Genomic DNA, 14,790 nt, shown 5'->3' with positions numbered 1-14,790 from the left:
TGCGCGTTCGTCCGTGGGATGATGGAGGCATGCCCGCACCACTCCCCCTCGACCCCATCGCCGAAGCCCACCGCCAGTGGACCGCCCACGGCTGGGGCGAAGTCGCGGACGGCATGGCCGCGGTCACCTCGGTGATGCGGGCACAGCAGATCATGATGGCGCGGGTCGAGGAGGTGCTCAAGCCCTTCGGCCTGACCTTCGCCCGCTACGAACTGCTCACGCTGCTGCATTTCACCAGGTCGGGAGCATTGCCGATGGCGAAGGCCAGCGCGCGCCTGCAGGTGCACCCCACCAGCGTCACCAATGCCGTCGACCGGCTCGAGAAGGCCGGACTGGTCCGGCGTACCCCGCATCCGAGCGATCGGCGGGCCACACTCATCGAACTCACCGACGAGGGACGGGCATTGGCGATCCAGGCGACGGAGAAGCTCAACACGGAGGTCTTCGCCCGGCCCGGCATTCCGGAGGAGCACATCGACACACTGCTGCGCATCATCGCGACGATGCGGCACGACGCCGGCGACTTCGACACCGGCGGTGCGCCTTCCAAGTGGTGAGGCGCGAGAGATTGCCGAGAAACGAGGAGGGCCGCCCCGTTCGGGGCGGCCCTTCGTCGTGTACGGGTGGTGCGGATCAGGCGTGCTTGAACTCCGGCGCGCGCTTCTCGACGAAGGCCGCCATGCCTTCCTTCTGGTCGGCGGTGGCGAACGTCGAATGGAACACGCGGCGCTCGAACTTCACGCCCTCGGCCAGCGTCGTCTCGAAGGACCGGTTGACGGCCTCCTTCGCCATGATCGCAACCGGCAGCGACATCGACGCGATGGTCGTCGCCGTCTCGAGCGCCACGTCGAACAGTTCGGCGGCGGGAACGATGCGCGAGACGAGTCCGGCGCGCTCGGCCTCCTCGGCGTCCATGTTGCGGCCGGTCAGACACATGTCCATGGCCTTGGCCTTGCCCACGGCGCGGGTGAGACGCTGCGATCCGCCGATGCCCGGGATGACGCCGAGCTTGATCTCGGGCTGACCGAACTTGGCGGTGTCGGACGCGATGATGAAGTCGCACAGCATCGCCAGCTCGCAACCGCCACCGAGCGCGTAGCCCGACACCGCAGCGACGATCGGCTTGCGGACGGACGAGAGCCGATCCCACTGCGAGAACAGGTCTTCCGCGTAGACCTCGGCGAAGGTCTTCGGAGCCATCTCCTTGATGTCGGCGCCGGCGGCGAACGCCTTCTCCGAGCCGGTGAGCAGGATCGCACCGATCTCGTCGTCCGCGTCGAGTTCCTCGACGGCGGCGACGACCTCACGCATCAACTGGCTGTTGAGGGCGTTGAGCGCCTTCGGCCGATTGAGGGTGACGATGCCGACGCGGCCTTTGCGGTCGAGCAGGATGGTCTCGAAATCGGTCACTGGCTGTCCTTCACGGTCGAGCGGTCTCGGATGTCGGTGATGATGGCGGAGAAGTCGAGTCCTCCACCACCCTCGGTGTTGAAACGATGGTAGAGCTCGGCTGCACGCAGTCCGAGTTCGGCCTCGACACCGTTGGCGCGCACCGCGTTCGCGGCCAGTCCGAGATCCTTGTCCATGAGCGCGGCCGCGAAGCCCGGCGTGTAGTCGTTGTTCGCGGGGGTGGTCGGGACGGGGCCCGGCACCGGGCAGTTGCTCGTCAACGCCCAGCACTGACCGGACGCGTTGGACGCGACGTCGAACAGTGCCTGGTTGTCGAGGCCCAGCTTCTCACCGAGGACGAATGCCTCGCTGATGGCGATCATCGAGATGCCCAGGATCATGTTGTTGCAGATCTTCGCGGCCTGGCCGTTGCCCGACCCGCCGCAGTGGACGATCTTACGTCCCATGGCCTCGAGCAGGGGCTTCGCGGTGGCGAAGTCGTCCTCGCCGCCGCCGACCATGAACGCGAGGGTGCCTGCGGCGGCACCGGCGACACCGCCGGAGACCGGGGCGTCGACGGCACGGTGACCGGCCTTGCGTGCCTTCTCCGCCGCCGCGCGGGCATCGGCGACGTCGATGGTCGAGCTGTCGACGAACAACGTGTTCGCCTCGGCCGCAGGCAGGATCTCGTCGTACAGGTCGAGGACGAGCTTGCCGTTGGGCAGCATGGTGATCACGACCTGGGCGCCGCGCACCGCGTCGGTCGCGGTCTCGGCGACGGTGATGCCGTTCTTCGTGGCCTCTTCCTGCGCAGCGGGAACCGGGTCGTAACCGTTGACTGTGTACCCGGCGCGGACGAGGTTCGCGGCCATCGGCCCACCCATGTGTCCGAGGCCGAGGAAGGCGACGGTGGGAAGTTCACTCATCGGTCGTTCTCCTTGGGAGCGGCGAGCCCGAGTTCGAGATCGCCGAGCGGCTGGAAGTAGGCGTCGACGTCGGCCTCGGTGACATCGGCGAGGGTCGCCGGCGACCACTGCGGGTTGCGGTCCTTGTCGACGACCTGTGCGCGGATGCCCTCGACGAGGTCGTGCGACTTCAGCGAGGCGGTCGAGACCCGGAACTCCTCGTTCAGCACCTCTTCGAGGCTGCCGAGCTGCCGGGCGTGACGCAGCGAGCGGAGGGTCACCTTCAGCGCGACAGGCGATTTCGCGAGCACCTGGCCGGCGGTCTCCCGTGCCTCCGGAACATCGGAAGCCCGAAGGCGTTCGACGATCTCCTCGACGGTGTCGGCGGAGTACGCCGCGTCGATCCATTCGCGCTGCCCGAGCAGCGCCGATTCCGGTGCGGGCTGCGAGTATTCGGCGAGCGCGTCCTCGAGCGGGCCGGATTCGAGTGCGGCGACGAACTTGTCGAGCGAATCGGACGGCAGGTAGTGGTCGGCGAAGCCCAGGGTGACGGCGTCGCCGGCCTTCATCCGTCCGGTGGTCAGCGCGATGTGCGTGCCGATCTCGCCGGGGGTGCGCGAGAGCAGGTAGGTGCCGCCGACGTCGGGAACGAATCCGATTCCGGTCTCGGGCATCGCGATGCTCGAGCGTTCGGTGACGATCCGGACGTTGCCGTGCGCCGAGATCCCGACGCCGCCGCCCATGACGATGCCGTCCATGATCGCGATGTACGGCTTCGGGTAACGACCGATGGCGGCGTTGAGGATGTACTCGTCGCGCCAGAAGTCCTGCGATCCCGTGCCGCCGTCCTTGGCGTCGTGGTAGATCGAGACGATGTCGCCGCCGGCGCACAGGCCGCGCTCACCGGCACCGCGCACCAGCACGGCACGCACCGAATCGTCGTTCTCCCACGCGCTCAGGGCCTTCGACATCTCGAGGACCATGGCGTGGTTGAGGGCGTTGATGGCCTTGGGCCGGTTGAGCGTGATACGGCCGATGCCGTCCTTCACGTCGATGAGGATCTCGGGTTCCTGCCCGGTCATGCCACTCCGTTCTGCGCTGCAGCCACCACGCTCCGCGCGACGACCACCCGCATGATCTCGTTGGTTCCTTCCAGGATCTGATGCACGCGCAGGTCGCGGACGATCTTCTCGATCCCGTACTCGGCAAGGTAACCGTAGCCGCCGTGCAACTGCAGCGCCTCGTTCGCGACCTCGAAACCGGTGTCGGTGGCGAAGCGCTTGGCCATCGCGCACAGCTCCACGACGTCGTCGGCGCCACGGTCGAGAGCGTCGGCGGCACGCCACAGCATCGTGCGTGCGGCCTCGAGTTCGATCCGCATGTCGGCGAGGCGGAACTGCAGCGCCTGCGAGTCGAGCAGCCGCTCGCCGAATGCCTTGCGCTCGGCGAGGTAGGCGACCGCCCGGTCGAGGGCGGTCTGGCCGCCGCCCACCGAGCACGCGGCGATGTTGATGCGGCCGCCGTTGAGGCCGTGCATGGCGATCCGGAAGCCGCCGCCCTCGGTGCCGAGGAGGTTCTCGGCGGGCACGCGGGCGCCGTCGAGGATGACCTGGCGGGTGGGCTGCGCGTTCCAGCCCATCTTCTTCTCGTTGGCGCCGAAGGACAGCCCGGCGGTGTCCTTCGGGACGATGAACGCCGAAATACCGCGGGCGCCGGTATCGCCGGTGCGGGCCATGACCACGTAGACGTCGGACGTGCCGGCCCCGGAGATGAACTGCTTGACTCCGGTGAGCACGTACTCGTCGCCGTCACGAACGGCCTTGGTGCTCAGGGCCGCCGCATCGGATCCGGCGCCCGGCTCGGTGAGGCAGTAGCTCGCGAGGTGCTCCATCGTGCAGAGCTTCGGGATCCACTGCTTGCGCTGGTCGTCGTTGCCGAACTTGTCGATCATCCACGTGACCATGTTGTGGATGGAGATGTAGGCGGCGATGGACGGGCAACCCTTCGCGAGCTCCTCGAAGATGCGGACGGAGTCGAGGCGTCGCAGCCCCGATCCGCCCACGTCCTCGCGGACGTAGATCCCGCCCATGCCCAGTTCGGCGGCCTTGCGCAGCACGTCCACGGGGAAGTGCTTGCTCTGGTCCCATTCGACCGCGTTCGGGGCCAGATATTCGGTGGCGAAGTCCCGGGCGGTGTCGCGGATCGCCCGGTCGTCGTCGGTGAGAACGAACATCGATGGACCGCCTAGTTCATCGTCGGGATGACGAAGTGGTCGGTGTCGGCCACGTGCGCACCCTCGATGCCGCCTTCCTTGACACCGGACGGCCAGCGCTGCGTGACCGTCTTGGTCTTGGTGTAGAAGCGGAAGGCGTCGGGGCCGTGCTGGTTGAGGTCGCCGAAGCCGGAGGCCTTCCAGCCGCCGAAGGTGTAGTACGCGATCGGGACGGGGATCGGGACGTTGATGCCGACCATGCCGACCTCGACGCGGGCCGCGAAGTCGCGGGCGGTGTCGCCGTCGCGGGTGAAGATCGCGACGCCGTTGCCGTACTCGTGCTCGGTGGGCAGGCGCAGGGCGTCCTCGTAGTCGCGCGCACGCACCACGGTGAGCACGGGACCGAAGATCTCCTCCTTGTAGATGGACATCTCGGGGGTGACCTTGTCGAACAGGGTGGCGCCCGAGAAGAAGCCGTTCTCGTGGCCCTCGAGGACGAAGTCGCGGCCGTCGACGACCAGCTCGGCGCCTTCTTCGACGCCCTGGGCGATGTAGCCGTGCACGCGGTCGCGGGCGGCGGCGGTCACGAGCGGACCGAAGTCGGCCTTCTCGTCGAAGCTGGTGCCGATACGCAGTTCGGCGATGCGCTCGGTGAGCTTGGCGACGAGACGATCCGCGGTCTCCTCGCCCACGGGGACGGCGACGGACAGCGCCATGCAGCGCTCACCGGCCGAGCCGTAGGCGGCGCCGACGAGTGCGTCCGCGACCTGGTCGAGGTCGGCGTCGGGCATGACGATCGCGTGGTTCTTCGCACCACCGAAGCACTGTGCGCGCTTGCCGTTCTTCGCGGCCGTCTCGTAGATGTACTGCGCGATGGGAGTCGAGCCGACGAAGCCGATCGCCTTGATGCGCGGGTCGTCGAGCAGGTAGTCGACGGCGCTCTTGTCGCCGTTGACGACGTTGAACACACCGGCGGGCAGGCCGGCCTCGAGGAACAGCTCGGCCAGACGGAGCGGCACCGAGGGGTCGCGCTCGGAAGGCTTGAGCACGAACGCGTTTCCGGCGGCGAGCGCCGGGCCGGCCTTCCACAGCGGGATCATGGCCGGGAAGTTGAACGGGGTGATCCCGGCGACGACGCCGAGGGGCTGACGCATCGAGTACACGTCGATTCCGCCGCCTGCGGACTCGGTGTACTCACCCTTGAGGAGGTGCGGGGCGCCGATCGCGACCTCGATCACCTCGAGGCCGCGCTGGATGTCGCCCTTCGCGTCGGGGACGGTCTTGCCGTGCTCGCTCGACAGCAGGTGGGCGAGCTCGTCCATGTTCTCCTGCACGAGGTACACGAACTTCATGAGGACGCGCACGCGCTTCTGCGGATTCCAGGACGCCCACACCTTCTGCGCCTCGGCGGCGTTGGCGATGACGGCGTCGACCTCGGAGTCGGCCGCGAGCGGCACGCGGGCCTGGACCTCTCCGGTGTTGGGGGCGAAGACGTCGGCGAAGCGGCCGGAGGTGCCGGCGACGTGCTGCCCGCCGACGAAGTGGGTCAATTCTCGAACGCTCATGTCCGATCCCGTCCTTTACTGGTGTGCGATGACGTGGGGTGTGCGATTTCGGCACGAACGGGCCCAGGCCCGAAGTCTTCGCTCATCCTATAGTTGGAAGTCCACGTATGTCTACCGTCACACCGGACCGGATCCGCCGGCACCCTCACGCACGGTCGATGCGCGAGGGGCCGATATCAGCCCTCGGCGATCTGCTGCGCCTTCGCGTACGCCAGGTGCAGGAAGTCGGCTCCGGTCAGCGCCGCGAACGAACCCGCCACCAGACGCGTGAGATTCGGAGCGTAGACGCGGCCGAAGACCATCGCCGTCACCGTCCACAGGTCGAGGCAGAAGGGGCAGGCCAGCAGTTCCCCGACGGCGTGACGGACCCGCGACGACTTGCGGGGCTGCTCCATCACCTCGGCCGGACCACCGGGGCCGTCGAACTTCGTGAACGGTGCGCGGACGGGACTGGTCACCGCCGCCTTGCTCACGATCCGGGAGACCTTGTGGCTCGCGAGCGCGGTCACCACGAGATCGCCGGCATCGGGCTTCGGCATCGGCCGCCCGCGCTTTGCCGCGACGGCGCCGAGCGTGCCGACAGTGGTGAGGTACACGGACATGAGCACCGCATATCCACCGAGGGGTCGATCCTCCCCGTTCCGATAGGTGTCGGCCTCCTGCTGGACCGCATCGACCGCACGTTCGGCGTTCTCCCGCGCTGTCGACGATGCTTCCGGAGTCCGCATGAATCCTCCACTCGTGGCATGTGCTGTCGGTGGCGCGACCGGAGCCGTCACCTTCACGGGCGGCATACCCCAGGGACGGACGACACAACCACCGGCGACCGATCGAGGTCAACGCATGCGGCGGTAGAGATCCTCGAGGTCGATGATCCCCCGGATCACCACGGCTTCGTCGGTTCCGCCGGCCCGCAACGCGCGGCGCAGCAGCATCGGATCGAGGTCCTCGAGCGCGGGACGGAACCGTTCCGTGGGCAGCTCGGACAACTCGGTGTCGTCGCCGTAGAAGTCCCGCGCCGCGGCCACCTCTTCGTAGGCGTCCGCATCGTCGACGCCGCCGATCAGCGTCGCGAGGTCCACCCCGCGCAGGGTCAGGACCGCGAACGGTTGGTCGTCGACGTGTTCTGCGAGCAGGTAGGCGACGGCCGCGGCGTGCTTGCAGGGCCACCCGTCGTCGGGGCAGGTGCAGTCGAAGTCGAGTTCACCCGAGCGTCGCGGGAGGAGGGCCGATCCGAGTTCCTCGGGAAGGATGCCCGCCGCAAGTCGCGTCAGCATGCCCGGCGACGAGCGGACGAGCGAGACGAGGTCTCCCACCGCCTCCTCGTCGAGCGTGCGCACCCGCACCGCCGAGGTGAAAGGGGTGAGTTGACTGCCCTGCACGTCGCCGACGGCCGCTCCGGGTTCGAGCCGCATGGAGATCACCTGGCCGGCGCGTGCATACGCACGGCCCCGCGTCAGTCGCCCCTTCTCGGCGACCTCCTCCATCGCCGAGATCAGTTCCTTCGACCACCAGCTGCGGCCGATCGAGCCCCGCTTGGTGCGCGCCTCGATGCCGCCGTCGATCCGGCGGGCCGTGCCGTAGCGGCGTACGTTGCCCCGTGCCATCTAGTCCCCCACCGCGTCGTCGCCGAGGGTGAGCAGGGAGTGCAGCTGATCGGTGGACAGCTCGGTGATCCAGTTCTCCCCTGCCCCGACCACAATCTCGGCCAGTTCCTGCTTGCCGGTGAGCATCTCGTCGATACGTTCCTCCACCGTTCCCACACAGACGAGCTTGCGGACCTGGACGTCGCGACGCTGCCCGATCCGGAACGCACGGTCGGTGGCCTGGTTCTCCACCGCCGGATTCCACCACCGGTCGAGGTGCACGACGTGGTTGGCGGCGGTGAGGTTCAGTCCGGTGCCGCCCGCCTTGAGCGAGAGCACCATGATCGGCGGTCCGCCCTCGCTCTGGAAGCCGTCGACCATCGCGTCGCGCCGGCCCTTGGACACTCCCCCGTGCAGGAAGGGCACCGTCGTGGCGAACCGCTCCTCGAGATAGGGCACGACGAGCTCACCGAACTCGCGGAACTGCGTGAACAGCAACACCTTCTCGCCGTCGGCCAGCACCGACTCGACAATGTCCTCGACCAGGCCGAGTTTGCCCGAGCGGTGCCGTCCGCGACGCAGGACGGGCGAGCCGTCGCCCAGATAGTGCGCGGGGTGGTTGCACACCTGCTTGAGCCGGGTCAGCGCCGCGAGCACCGCGCCCTTGCGGGCCATGCCCTCCTTGTCCCGGATCCGGCGCATCATGTCGTCCACGACGGCCCGATACAGGGCGGCCTGCTCGGCCGTGAGGTTGGCGCGCACGGTCTGCTCGAACTTCTCGGGCAGATCGGAGATCACGTCGGGGTCGGTCTTGACGCGGCGCATCACGAACGGTGCGGACAACGCCCGCAACCGCGCCGCAGCGACGGCGTCGTGGTCGCGCTCGATCGGCACCGCGAAGCGGGCCCGGAAGGACGCCGCGGTGCCGAGCAGGGACGGATTCGCGAAGTCCAGGATCGCGCGCAGTTCCTCGAGCCGGTTCTCCACCGGTGTGCCGGTGAGCGCGATCCGGTGCGCCGCGGGCACGGCGCGCGTGGCGCGGGACTGCGCGGTCGCGGTGTTCTTCACGTGCTGGGCCTCGTCGAGGACCACGCGTTGCCAGGTCAGCGTCGCGAGCTGCGCGACGTCGCGGGCGGCGATGGCGTACGTCGTCACCACGAGATCGTGGTCGGCGGCAGCGGCGGCGAGCGCCGGTCCGCTCAGCCGCTGGGCGCCGTGGTGGACGTGCACCCGCAGGTCGGGCACGAACCGTTCGGCCTCACGCTGCCAGTTGCCCACCACCGACATCGGGCAGACCAGCAGGGTCGGGGCGTTCCGCAGGCCCGACTCTCGTTCATGGGCGAGCAGCGCGAGCACCTGGATAGTCTTGCCCAGGCCCATGTCGTCGGCGAGCACGGCGCCGAGACCGAGCCGGCTCATGAACGCGAGCCAGTCGAGGCCGCGCTGCTGGTAGGGACGCAGTTCGGCGTTCAATCCCGCCGGCACGGGGACAGGCTCGGGGTGCGCCTGCCCGTCGAGCAGCATCTCGACCCAGCCGGAGGCGGAGATCTCGGTGACCTCCGCGGGCGGAGCATCGTCGCCGGTGAACTGGGCGAACAACGACCCGAGGGTCGCATCCTCGGCGGAATGCGCGGTGACGTACCGGGCCGCGCGGGCCAGCGCCTCGGCATCGGCCCGCACCCATTTGCCGCGCAGTTTGACCAGGTCGCTGTTGGCCGCGACGAGCTCTTCCATCTCCGACGGGGTGAGCAGCATGTCGCCGACGGCGAGCTGCCATTCGTACGAGACGATCGCGTTCATCCCGACGACGCTGTCGTCGGCGCTCACGGGGGCGACGGGTGACTCGACCTGCAGACGCAGGGACGGATCGACCCGGGTCCAAGCGCGCGGTAGCAGCACCGCGATGCCTGCGGCGTCGAGCTCCCGGGCGCCGTGCTCGACGAGATCGACGACGACCGGGGTGGGCAGCAGAAGGTCGAGACTGTCGGGATCGCGGGGCACGTCCTGCAGGCGGGGATAGGCCTGGAGCGCGGTCCCGAGCTTGCGCACGCCGATCTGGAGCAGGTGCGGGTCGGTGTCCTCGACGGGCAGCGGCGTCGGGGACTGTCCCTCCGGACGCAGGCACACCTCGAGCCGCCAGATGGAGTCGGCTCCGACCCCGTCGTCGACGTCGTCCGGTTCGACGAGGCGCAGCACGAGGTCGGGTTCGTATCCGGCGAGGCTGGCGCGCCATTCCTCGAGCGCATCGGCCATGCGCTGGGTGCCACGGGGATGGGGACTGCCCTCGGCCAGCGCAGCGACGAGGGGGTGCAGCGAGGTCGACGAGCCGTGGAGGGTGCGCACGATGGGGTCGGTCAGTTCGCGGCACAGATCGTCGAGGAGATCGACGGGCCGTCCGAGCTGTCGTTGCGCGGGAGACATCGCGGCGGCGAGTTCGGCGGACCAGGCCCGCGTCTTCTCGCCGCCGAGCAGGCGCCACCGCGCCCACCACTGCTTCTCGACACGCACGAGCTCCGGTGCGACGCGGCCGGCCTGCGCCCACCTCTCGATGCCACGGGCGACGTGCGCGAGATATCGCAGATCGCCGCCGACACCCCCGGGACGCCGCGGCATGTCCAGCAGAAGCTCGGCTGCGTCCGCCGGTGCGACCGCGACGGCGGGCAGCGTGCTCGGCTCGGTCTCCGTAGGGAAGGTGAGGGTGACGCGATGGCGGAACGGGCGGTCGATCCACCGGCGCAGCGCAGACGGCAGCGCGTCGGGATCGGGCTCTGCGGCGGGGTCCCACCACAGCATCAGGCCGGATCCCGGTGACCACAGCCCGTGCAACATGCCCACTATCGTGCCAGCCGCACCCGACCCCGATGGCAGGCTGGGTCCCATGGCACGCGCATACGGCTTCGTGGAGTACGGCGGTCCGGAGACACAGCAGCTGTTCGACACCCCCGTCCCACCGCCCGGTCCGGGGCAGCTCCTCGTGGCAGTCCGGGCCGCGGGCGTGAACCCCGCCGACTGGAAGGTGCGGTCCGGACGGCGCACAGGCAGCGTCACGGTGCACTTCCCGGCGGTCCTCGGCCGGGAGGTCGCCGGTGTGGTGGAGGCCGCCGGTCCGGACACCGGCTTCCGGCCGGGCGACGCCGTCTTCGGGGCCGCCGCGGAGGGCTACGGCGGCTACGCCGAGTACACCCTCGTCGACGCGCGGGCTGCTGCGCTCGTGCCCGAGTCGGTGCCGTTCGAGGTGGCGGCGACCCTTCCGGTCGCGGCCGGAACGGCCTTCGACATCGTCGAGTATCTCGAGATCGTCGATGCGGACACCGTCCTCGTCCTGGGTGCCGGTGGTGGTGTCGGGTCGGCGACGACGCAGCTCGCGCACAACGCCGGCGCCGCCGTCCTCGGTGTGGCGAGTGCGGGGAAACGGGATCTCGTCGAATCGTGCGGCGGTCTGTGGATCGAGTCCGGTGACGGGTTCGACGCGCGGGTCGCGGCCACCGCGGAACGGTGCGGGGCGGTGACCGCGGTCGTCGACCTCGTCGGTGGCGACGTGCTCGAGCGGGCGGTCGCGCTGACGCGGGCACCGGAACGGGTCGTGAGTGTCGCCGATCCGGCACGCGCGGAGGAGCTGGGCGGTTCGGGAATCACGCGGCGACGGACCCGGGAGGTGTTCGAGCAGGTCGTGGCGCTCGTCGAGCGTGGTGTTCTGACGCCGCGCGTCGAGCGGACCTTTCCGCTCACCGAGGCCGGGGCTGCGCTGGAACTCGTCGAGTCCGGGCACGCCGGCGGGAAGATCGTCGTCACCGTGCCCTGAAGATCCTGTCGGCAGGGCATGTCAGGATCGCCGCGTGCGTGGGGGGAACGCGACGTGGTGGGTGGCGGCAGTGGTGGTCGCGGTGGCGGTGTCCTGGTTGTGGGACCGCACCGCGCCGGGGTCCGGGACGGTGCCGGGCAGCCCCACCCGAGCCGAGGTGCATCTCCTGCTCGAGCAGGTGACGGTGGTCGATCAGCGCCGGAAGGTTCCCGGCTATCAGCGGGGCTGCGGCGCGGGCGAGCGATGCGTGTTCGGTCCGGCCTGGTCCGACGACCATCCCGGGGCCGGTGGACACGACGGTTGCGACACCCGCAACAACGTCCTCGCGCGCGACCTCACCTCCCCCACCTTCCGGGCCGGCACCGACGACTGTGTCGTGACGAGCGGGGTCCTGAACGATCCGTACACCGGTGCGCGCGTGGAGTTCCGGCGTGCCGAGGCGAACGCCGTGCACATCGATCACATCTATCCGCTCGCCGCGGCCTGGGATCTCGGTGCCGCCGCATGGCCCGCCGAACGTCGACTCCGGTTCGCGAACGACATCACCTACAACCTCGTCGCTGTCGACGGGCAGGCCAACCTCGACAAGCGCGACGGCACGCCGGCCCAGTGGCTGCCACCGGCTCCCGGTTACCGCTGCTGGTTCGCCGGCCGGTACCTGACCGTGGCGGTGCGCTACGCGTTGCCGATCACGGTCGACGACCACCGTGCCTTGGTGGGCGCGGCGGAGTCGTGCCCGTGACATCATCGCGACCAGCAGTCTCCCCGCCTGGCAGATGCCGTTGACGGCGGAGATGACGAGGGCGGCGAGGGCGGGATCGGAATCGACCAGTCGCACCGCACGTTCGGGTCCGCAGTACATCGCCGGGGTGAACGCGTTGCGCGCTGCGGGCCGGTCGATGATGCACCAGACGATCGCGCCTTCCCGTTCGAATCTCAGTCCTCCTGCACCCAGATCGTCTCCCTTGCATCGGACAGTATCTTGTTCTTTGTTGTGAGAACAACGTGCTCTCCTGAGAAAATCTCTGTTTCCGAACATGTAGGGTCTACGGTGAGCAAATGCTCGAGCGCATCTCCAAGGACACCCGGCTGTGCATCTCGATGTCCGGCCGTCCCAGCAACATCGGCACCCGGTTCCACAACCATCTCTACGAGGAACTCGGCCTCGACTTCGTCTACAAGGCGTTCGCGCCCGCGAACATCGAGGACGCCGTGGCGGGGATACGCGGCCTGGGCATCCGCGGCGCCGGGGTGTCGATGCCGTTCAAGGAAGCCGTGCTGCCCCTCGTCGACGTGCTGCACGATTCGGCGCGGGCCATCGAGTCCGTGAACACGATCGTCAACGACGACGGCGTCCTGCACGCCTACAACACCGACTATCAGGCGGTGAGCGATCTGCTCGTCGAGCACGGCGTCGATTCCGCCCTGCCCGTCACGGTGGTGGGCAGCGGCGGCATGGCGAAGGCGGTGACAGCGGCGCTGCGCCACAACGGATTCACCGACGGAACGATCGTCGCGCGCAACGGGGACACCGGACGACCGCTCGCACGCAAGTACGGCTACGAATGGCGCGCCGACACGAGCGACGTCGCACCCGGGCTGATCGTCAACGCCACTCCGATCGGGATGGCGGGCGGCGCCGAAGCGGACGACCTGCCACTGCCCCACGACTTCGTGGCCGCAGCGTCGAGGGTCTTCGACGTCGTGGCCGTCCCGCCGGACACCCCACTCGTCCGATTCGCCCGCGAGCACGACATCCCTGTGATCACGGGCGACGAGGTCATCGCGCTGCAGGCGGCACTGCAGTTCGAGCTCTACACGGGAGTGACCCCGACGCGCGAGCAGGTGCGCCGCGCGTCGGAGTACTCCCGTTCCTGAACGGTCGGGACGGAGGAGGACTCGGCCGTCGAACGATATGGCCCTGTTCGAGACCGTCGAGCACCACGGCGGCGGCATCGACCGCGACGGTCATCTCGACGCGGGTGATGTCGTGCGTGGCGGGGGTTCTGCAGATCGAAGTTGTTGACCCCACGCGGCCGTTCGCGCCGACTGGAACACGAACGTGGTGGTCACGGTGTCGCCCCCCAGGTCGCCGACGAACCAGCCGGTGAAGAACGGGCCGAGGTCGACGCCGTAGGTCGCCTCGCACTCGCCGGCGATCACCGGTGCGGCCTCGACGAGGTGGGCGACGATCGCTCCGAGCAGGGTCGCCAGGACTGCAGCACCTACCGTGGCTGCTGTACGACCTCGGGCGAAATGTTTCATTTGCGTTAATTTGCCGGCCGTTTCTCCGGGATACTCCGCGAGTCCCATTCACGACCGGTGGTCCCGCCTCCGGAGTGCAGTTCTCGTCGGCGATGTTGCGAATTGTCGACGAGAACTGCGCATCGGCCGGCGGATCGCCGCTCAACTGCCGGTGGCGACCTCCCGCTTCGGATCCGCCGACCACTGCGACCACGAACCCGGATACAGCGCGGCGTCGATGCCCGCGATCTCGAGCGCGGCGATCTCGTGTGCGGCGTTGATTCCCGATCCGCAGTACACGGCGACGTCGGTGCGCTTCACGCCCAGCGTCGAGAAGCGGTGCGCGATCTGATCCGCGGGCAGGAACGACCCGTCCTGACGGAGGTTCTCGGTGGTCGGCGCGCTGACTGCGCCGGGGATGTGGCCCGCCCGGCGATCCACCGGCTCCTCGTCGCCGCGGTACCGTGCGTGGGCGCGCGCATCGAGCAGAACTCCGTGGGTCGCGTAGGTCGCGGCCTCATCGGGACCGATGGTGGGCATGTGGCCGGGGCTCAACGTCACGTTGCCGGACTTCTTCTCGCCGCCCGGTCCTGCGGCGAGAGGGTGCCCGCCGGCGATCCACGCCTGCAGTCCGCCGTCGAGCAATCGCACCTCGGAGTGCCCCGCCCAGCGCAACAGCCACCACGCGCGGGCCGCGGCGAGATCGCCGCTGTCGTCGTATGCGACGACGAGAGCACCGTCGTCGATCCCCCACCGGCGTGCGATGGCCTGGAAACGGTCGATGTCGGGCAGCGGATGACGACCGAGCTCGGGTGCGGGCGGATCGGCGAGATCCTCGTCCAGGTCGACGTAGACCGCTCCGCTGATGTGCCCCTCATGGAATCGGTCCCGTCCGTGTCTGTCGCCGAGTGCCCAGCGGACGTCGAGTATCACCGGCGACCGGCCCTGCTCGATCATCTCGGCGAGTTCGACGGTGGAGAGAAGAACGGGGGTATCGGACATGACCCGATCCTGACACGAACGGCACACGCCGTTCCGGCTTTGGGGCGACACGCCGTGCGTGCCGGGACGACCCCGGCGGGCGGAC

Annotated in this window: 14 protein-coding genes; 4 read left to right on the top strand and 10 right to left on the bottom strand. The window is 69.1% G+C overall.

The genetic code is table 11. The annotated features are described in order from the left end of the window. Positions 1–29: 29 nt before the first annotated feature. Positions 30–557 carry a MarR family winged helix-turn-helix transcriptional regulator gene (locus K3M35_RS18015; RefSeq protein ID WP_006552564.1) on the top strand — a complete coding sequence of 176 codons (528 nt, stop codon included), beginning with the start codon at positions 30–32 and terminating at the stop codon, positions 555–557. 76 nt (positions 558–633) lie between these two features. Here the strand turns inward: K3M35_RS18015 and K3M35_RS18010 are convergent, their stop codons facing one another. From K3M35_RS18010 to K3M35_RS17975, 8 genes are all read right to left on the bottom strand, one after another. Beyond that, positions 634–1,410, bottom strand: coding sequence for an enoyl-CoA hydratase (locus K3M35_RS18010; protein WP_006552563.1), 777 nt, complete (start codon positions 1,408–1,410; stop codon positions 634–636). Continuing rightward, positions 1,407–2,315: a 3-hydroxyisobutyrate dehydrogenase gene (gene mmsB, locus K3M35_RS18005; RefSeq protein WP_006552562.1), complete on the bottom strand. Its 909-nt coding sequence runs from the start codon at positions 2,313–2,315 to the stop codon at positions 1,407–1,409. The genes K3M35_RS18010 and mmsB overlap by 4 nt, the downstream gene beginning before the upstream one ends. Then, positions 2,312–3,376 carry an enoyl-CoA hydratase/isomerase family protein gene (locus K3M35_RS18000; protein WP_024103686.1) on the bottom strand — a complete coding sequence of 355 codons (1,065 nt, stop codon included), beginning with the start codon at positions 3,374–3,376 and terminating at the stop codon, positions 2,312–2,314. The genes mmsB and K3M35_RS18000 overlap by 4 nt, the downstream gene beginning before the upstream one ends. Continuing rightward, positions 3,373–4,527, bottom strand: a complete 1,155-nt coding sequence (locus tag K3M35_RS17995) for an acyl-CoA dehydrogenase family protein (protein WP_064061220.1) — start codon at positions 4,525–4,527, stop codon at positions 3,373–3,375. Before K3M35_RS17995 ends, K3M35_RS18000 begins: the two co-directional genes overlap by 4 nt. Before the next feature lie 11 nt (positions 4,528–4,538). Beyond that, positions 4,539–6,071 carry a CoA-acylating methylmalonate-semialdehyde dehydrogenase gene (locus K3M35_RS17990; RefSeq protein WP_220666829.1) on the bottom strand — a complete coding sequence of 511 codons (1,533 nt, stop codon included), beginning with the start codon at positions 6,069–6,071 and terminating at the stop codon, positions 4,539–4,541. A 176-nt stretch (positions 6,072–6,247) separates the two neighbouring features. Then, on the bottom strand, positions 6,248–6,799 hold the full coding sequence (locus tag K3M35_RS17985; protein WP_006552558.1) for a DUF1360 domain-containing protein: 552 nt from the start codon (positions 6,797–6,799) through the stop codon (positions 6,248–6,250). Positions 6,800–6,907: 108 nt separating this feature from the next. Further along, positions 6,908–7,678 (bottom strand): SWIM zinc finger family protein, encoded by a 771-nt coding sequence (locus K3M35_RS17980; RefSeq protein WP_064061219.1) that lies wholly within the window; start codon positions 7,676–7,678, stop codon positions 6,908–6,910. Then, a complete protein-coding gene (locus tag K3M35_RS17975) occupies positions 7,679–10,486 on the bottom strand; it encodes a DEAD/DEAH box helicase (protein ID WP_064061218.1) in 2,808 nt (935 codons plus the stop codon). It lies immediately after the preceding gene. A gap of 49 nt (positions 10,487–10,535) precedes the next feature. Between K3M35_RS17975 and K3M35_RS17970 the strand changes: the two genes are divergently transcribed. The 3 genes from K3M35_RS17970 to K3M35_RS17960 all read left to right on the top strand — a co-directional run bounded on the left by K3M35_RS17970 (position 10,536) and on the right by K3M35_RS17960 (position 13,337). Then, positions 10,536–11,459, top strand: a complete 924-nt coding sequence (locus K3M35_RS17970; protein WP_220666828.1) for an NADP-dependent oxidoreductase — start codon at positions 10,536–10,538, stop codon at positions 11,457–11,459. A gap of 70 nt (positions 11,460–11,529) precedes the next feature. Next, positions 11,530–12,201: an HNH endonuclease family protein gene (locus K3M35_RS17965; protein WP_006552554.1), complete on the top strand. Its 672-nt coding sequence runs from the start codon at positions 11,530–11,532 to the stop codon at positions 12,199–12,201. Positions 12,202–12,518: 317 nt separating this feature from the next. Further along, positions 12,519–13,337, top strand: a complete 819-nt coding sequence (locus tag K3M35_RS17960; protein ID WP_064061216.1) for a shikimate 5-dehydrogenase — start codon at positions 12,519–12,521, stop codon at positions 13,335–13,337. 90 nt (positions 13,338–13,427) lie between these two features. On the opposite strand, the gene K3M35_RS17955 is transcribed toward K3M35_RS17960, so the two are convergent. Together K3M35_RS17955 and K3M35_RS17950 are read right to left on the bottom strand one after the other, a co-directional pair. Next, positions 13,428–13,724 (bottom strand): hypothetical protein, encoded by a 297-nt coding sequence (locus K3M35_RS17955; protein WP_220666827.1) that lies wholly within the window; start codon positions 13,722–13,724, stop codon positions 13,428–13,430. A 141-nt stretch (positions 13,725–13,865) separates the two neighbouring features. Next, complete coding sequence (locus K3M35_RS17950) at positions 13,866–14,705, bottom strand: sulfurtransferase (protein WP_220666826.1); 840 nt, start codon at positions 14,703–14,705, stop codon at positions 13,866–13,868. Between the last annotated feature and the right edge of the window lie 85 nt (positions 14,706–14,790).

Origin of the sequence: Rhodococcus sp. DMU2021 (genome assembly GCF_019641445.1) — a bacterium.
Classification (GTDB): Bacteria; Actinomycetota; Actinomycetes; order Mycobacteriales; family Mycobacteriaceae; genus Rhodococcus; species Rhodococcus pyridinivorans.
The sequence above is the reverse complement of the archived record's forward strand: the minus strand, read 5'-3'. Positions and strand labels throughout refer to the sequence as shown.

Excerpts from the sequence above, each read along its gene's own strand:
- K3M35_RS18015 (WP_006552564.1), top strand. The coding sequence starts at position 30 with ATGCCCGCACCACTCCCCCTCGACCCCATCGCCGAAGCCCACCGCCAG.
- mmsB (WP_006552562.1), bottom strand. The coding sequence starts at position 2,315 with ATGAGTGAACTTCCCACCGTCGCCTTCCTCGGCCTCGGACACATGGGT.
- K3M35_RS18000 (WP_024103686.1), bottom strand. The coding sequence starts at position 3,376 with ATGACCGGGCAGGAACCCGAGATCCTCATCGACGTGAAGGACGGCATC.
- K3M35_RS17995 (WP_064061220.1), bottom strand. The coding sequence starts at position 4,527 with ATGTTCGTTCTCACCGACGACGACCGGGCGATCCGCGACACCGCCCGG.
- K3M35_RS17990 (WP_220666829.1), bottom strand. The coding sequence starts at position 6,071 with ATGAGCGTTCGAGAATTGACCCACTTCGTCGGCGGGCAGCACGTCGCC.
- K3M35_RS17985 (WP_006552558.1), bottom strand. The coding sequence starts at position 6,799 with ATGCGGACTCCGGAAGCATCGTCGACAGCGCGGGAGAACGCCGAACGT.
- K3M35_RS17980 (WP_064061219.1), bottom strand. The coding sequence starts at position 7,678 with ATGGCACGGGGCAACGTACGCCGCTACGGCACGGCCCGCCGGATCGAC.
- K3M35_RS17975 (WP_064061218.1), bottom strand. The coding sequence starts at position 10,486 with ATGTTGCACGGGCTGTGGTCACCGGGATCCGGCCTGATGCTGTGGTGG.
- K3M35_RS17970 (WP_220666828.1), top strand. The coding sequence starts at position 10,536 with ATGGCACGCGCATACGGCTTCGTGGAGTACGGCGGTCCGGAGACACAG.
- K3M35_RS17960 (WP_064061216.1), top strand. The coding sequence starts at position 12,519 with ATGCTCGAGCGCATCTCCAAGGACACCCGGCTGTGCATCTCGATGTCC.
- K3M35_RS17955 (WP_220666827.1), bottom strand. The coding sequence starts at position 13,724 with ATGAAACATTTCGCCCGAGGTCGTACAGCAGCCACGGTAGGTGCTGCA.
- K3M35_RS17950 (WP_220666826.1), bottom strand. The coding sequence starts at position 14,705 with ATGTCCGATACCCCCGTTCTTCTCTCCACCGTCGAACTCGCCGAGATG.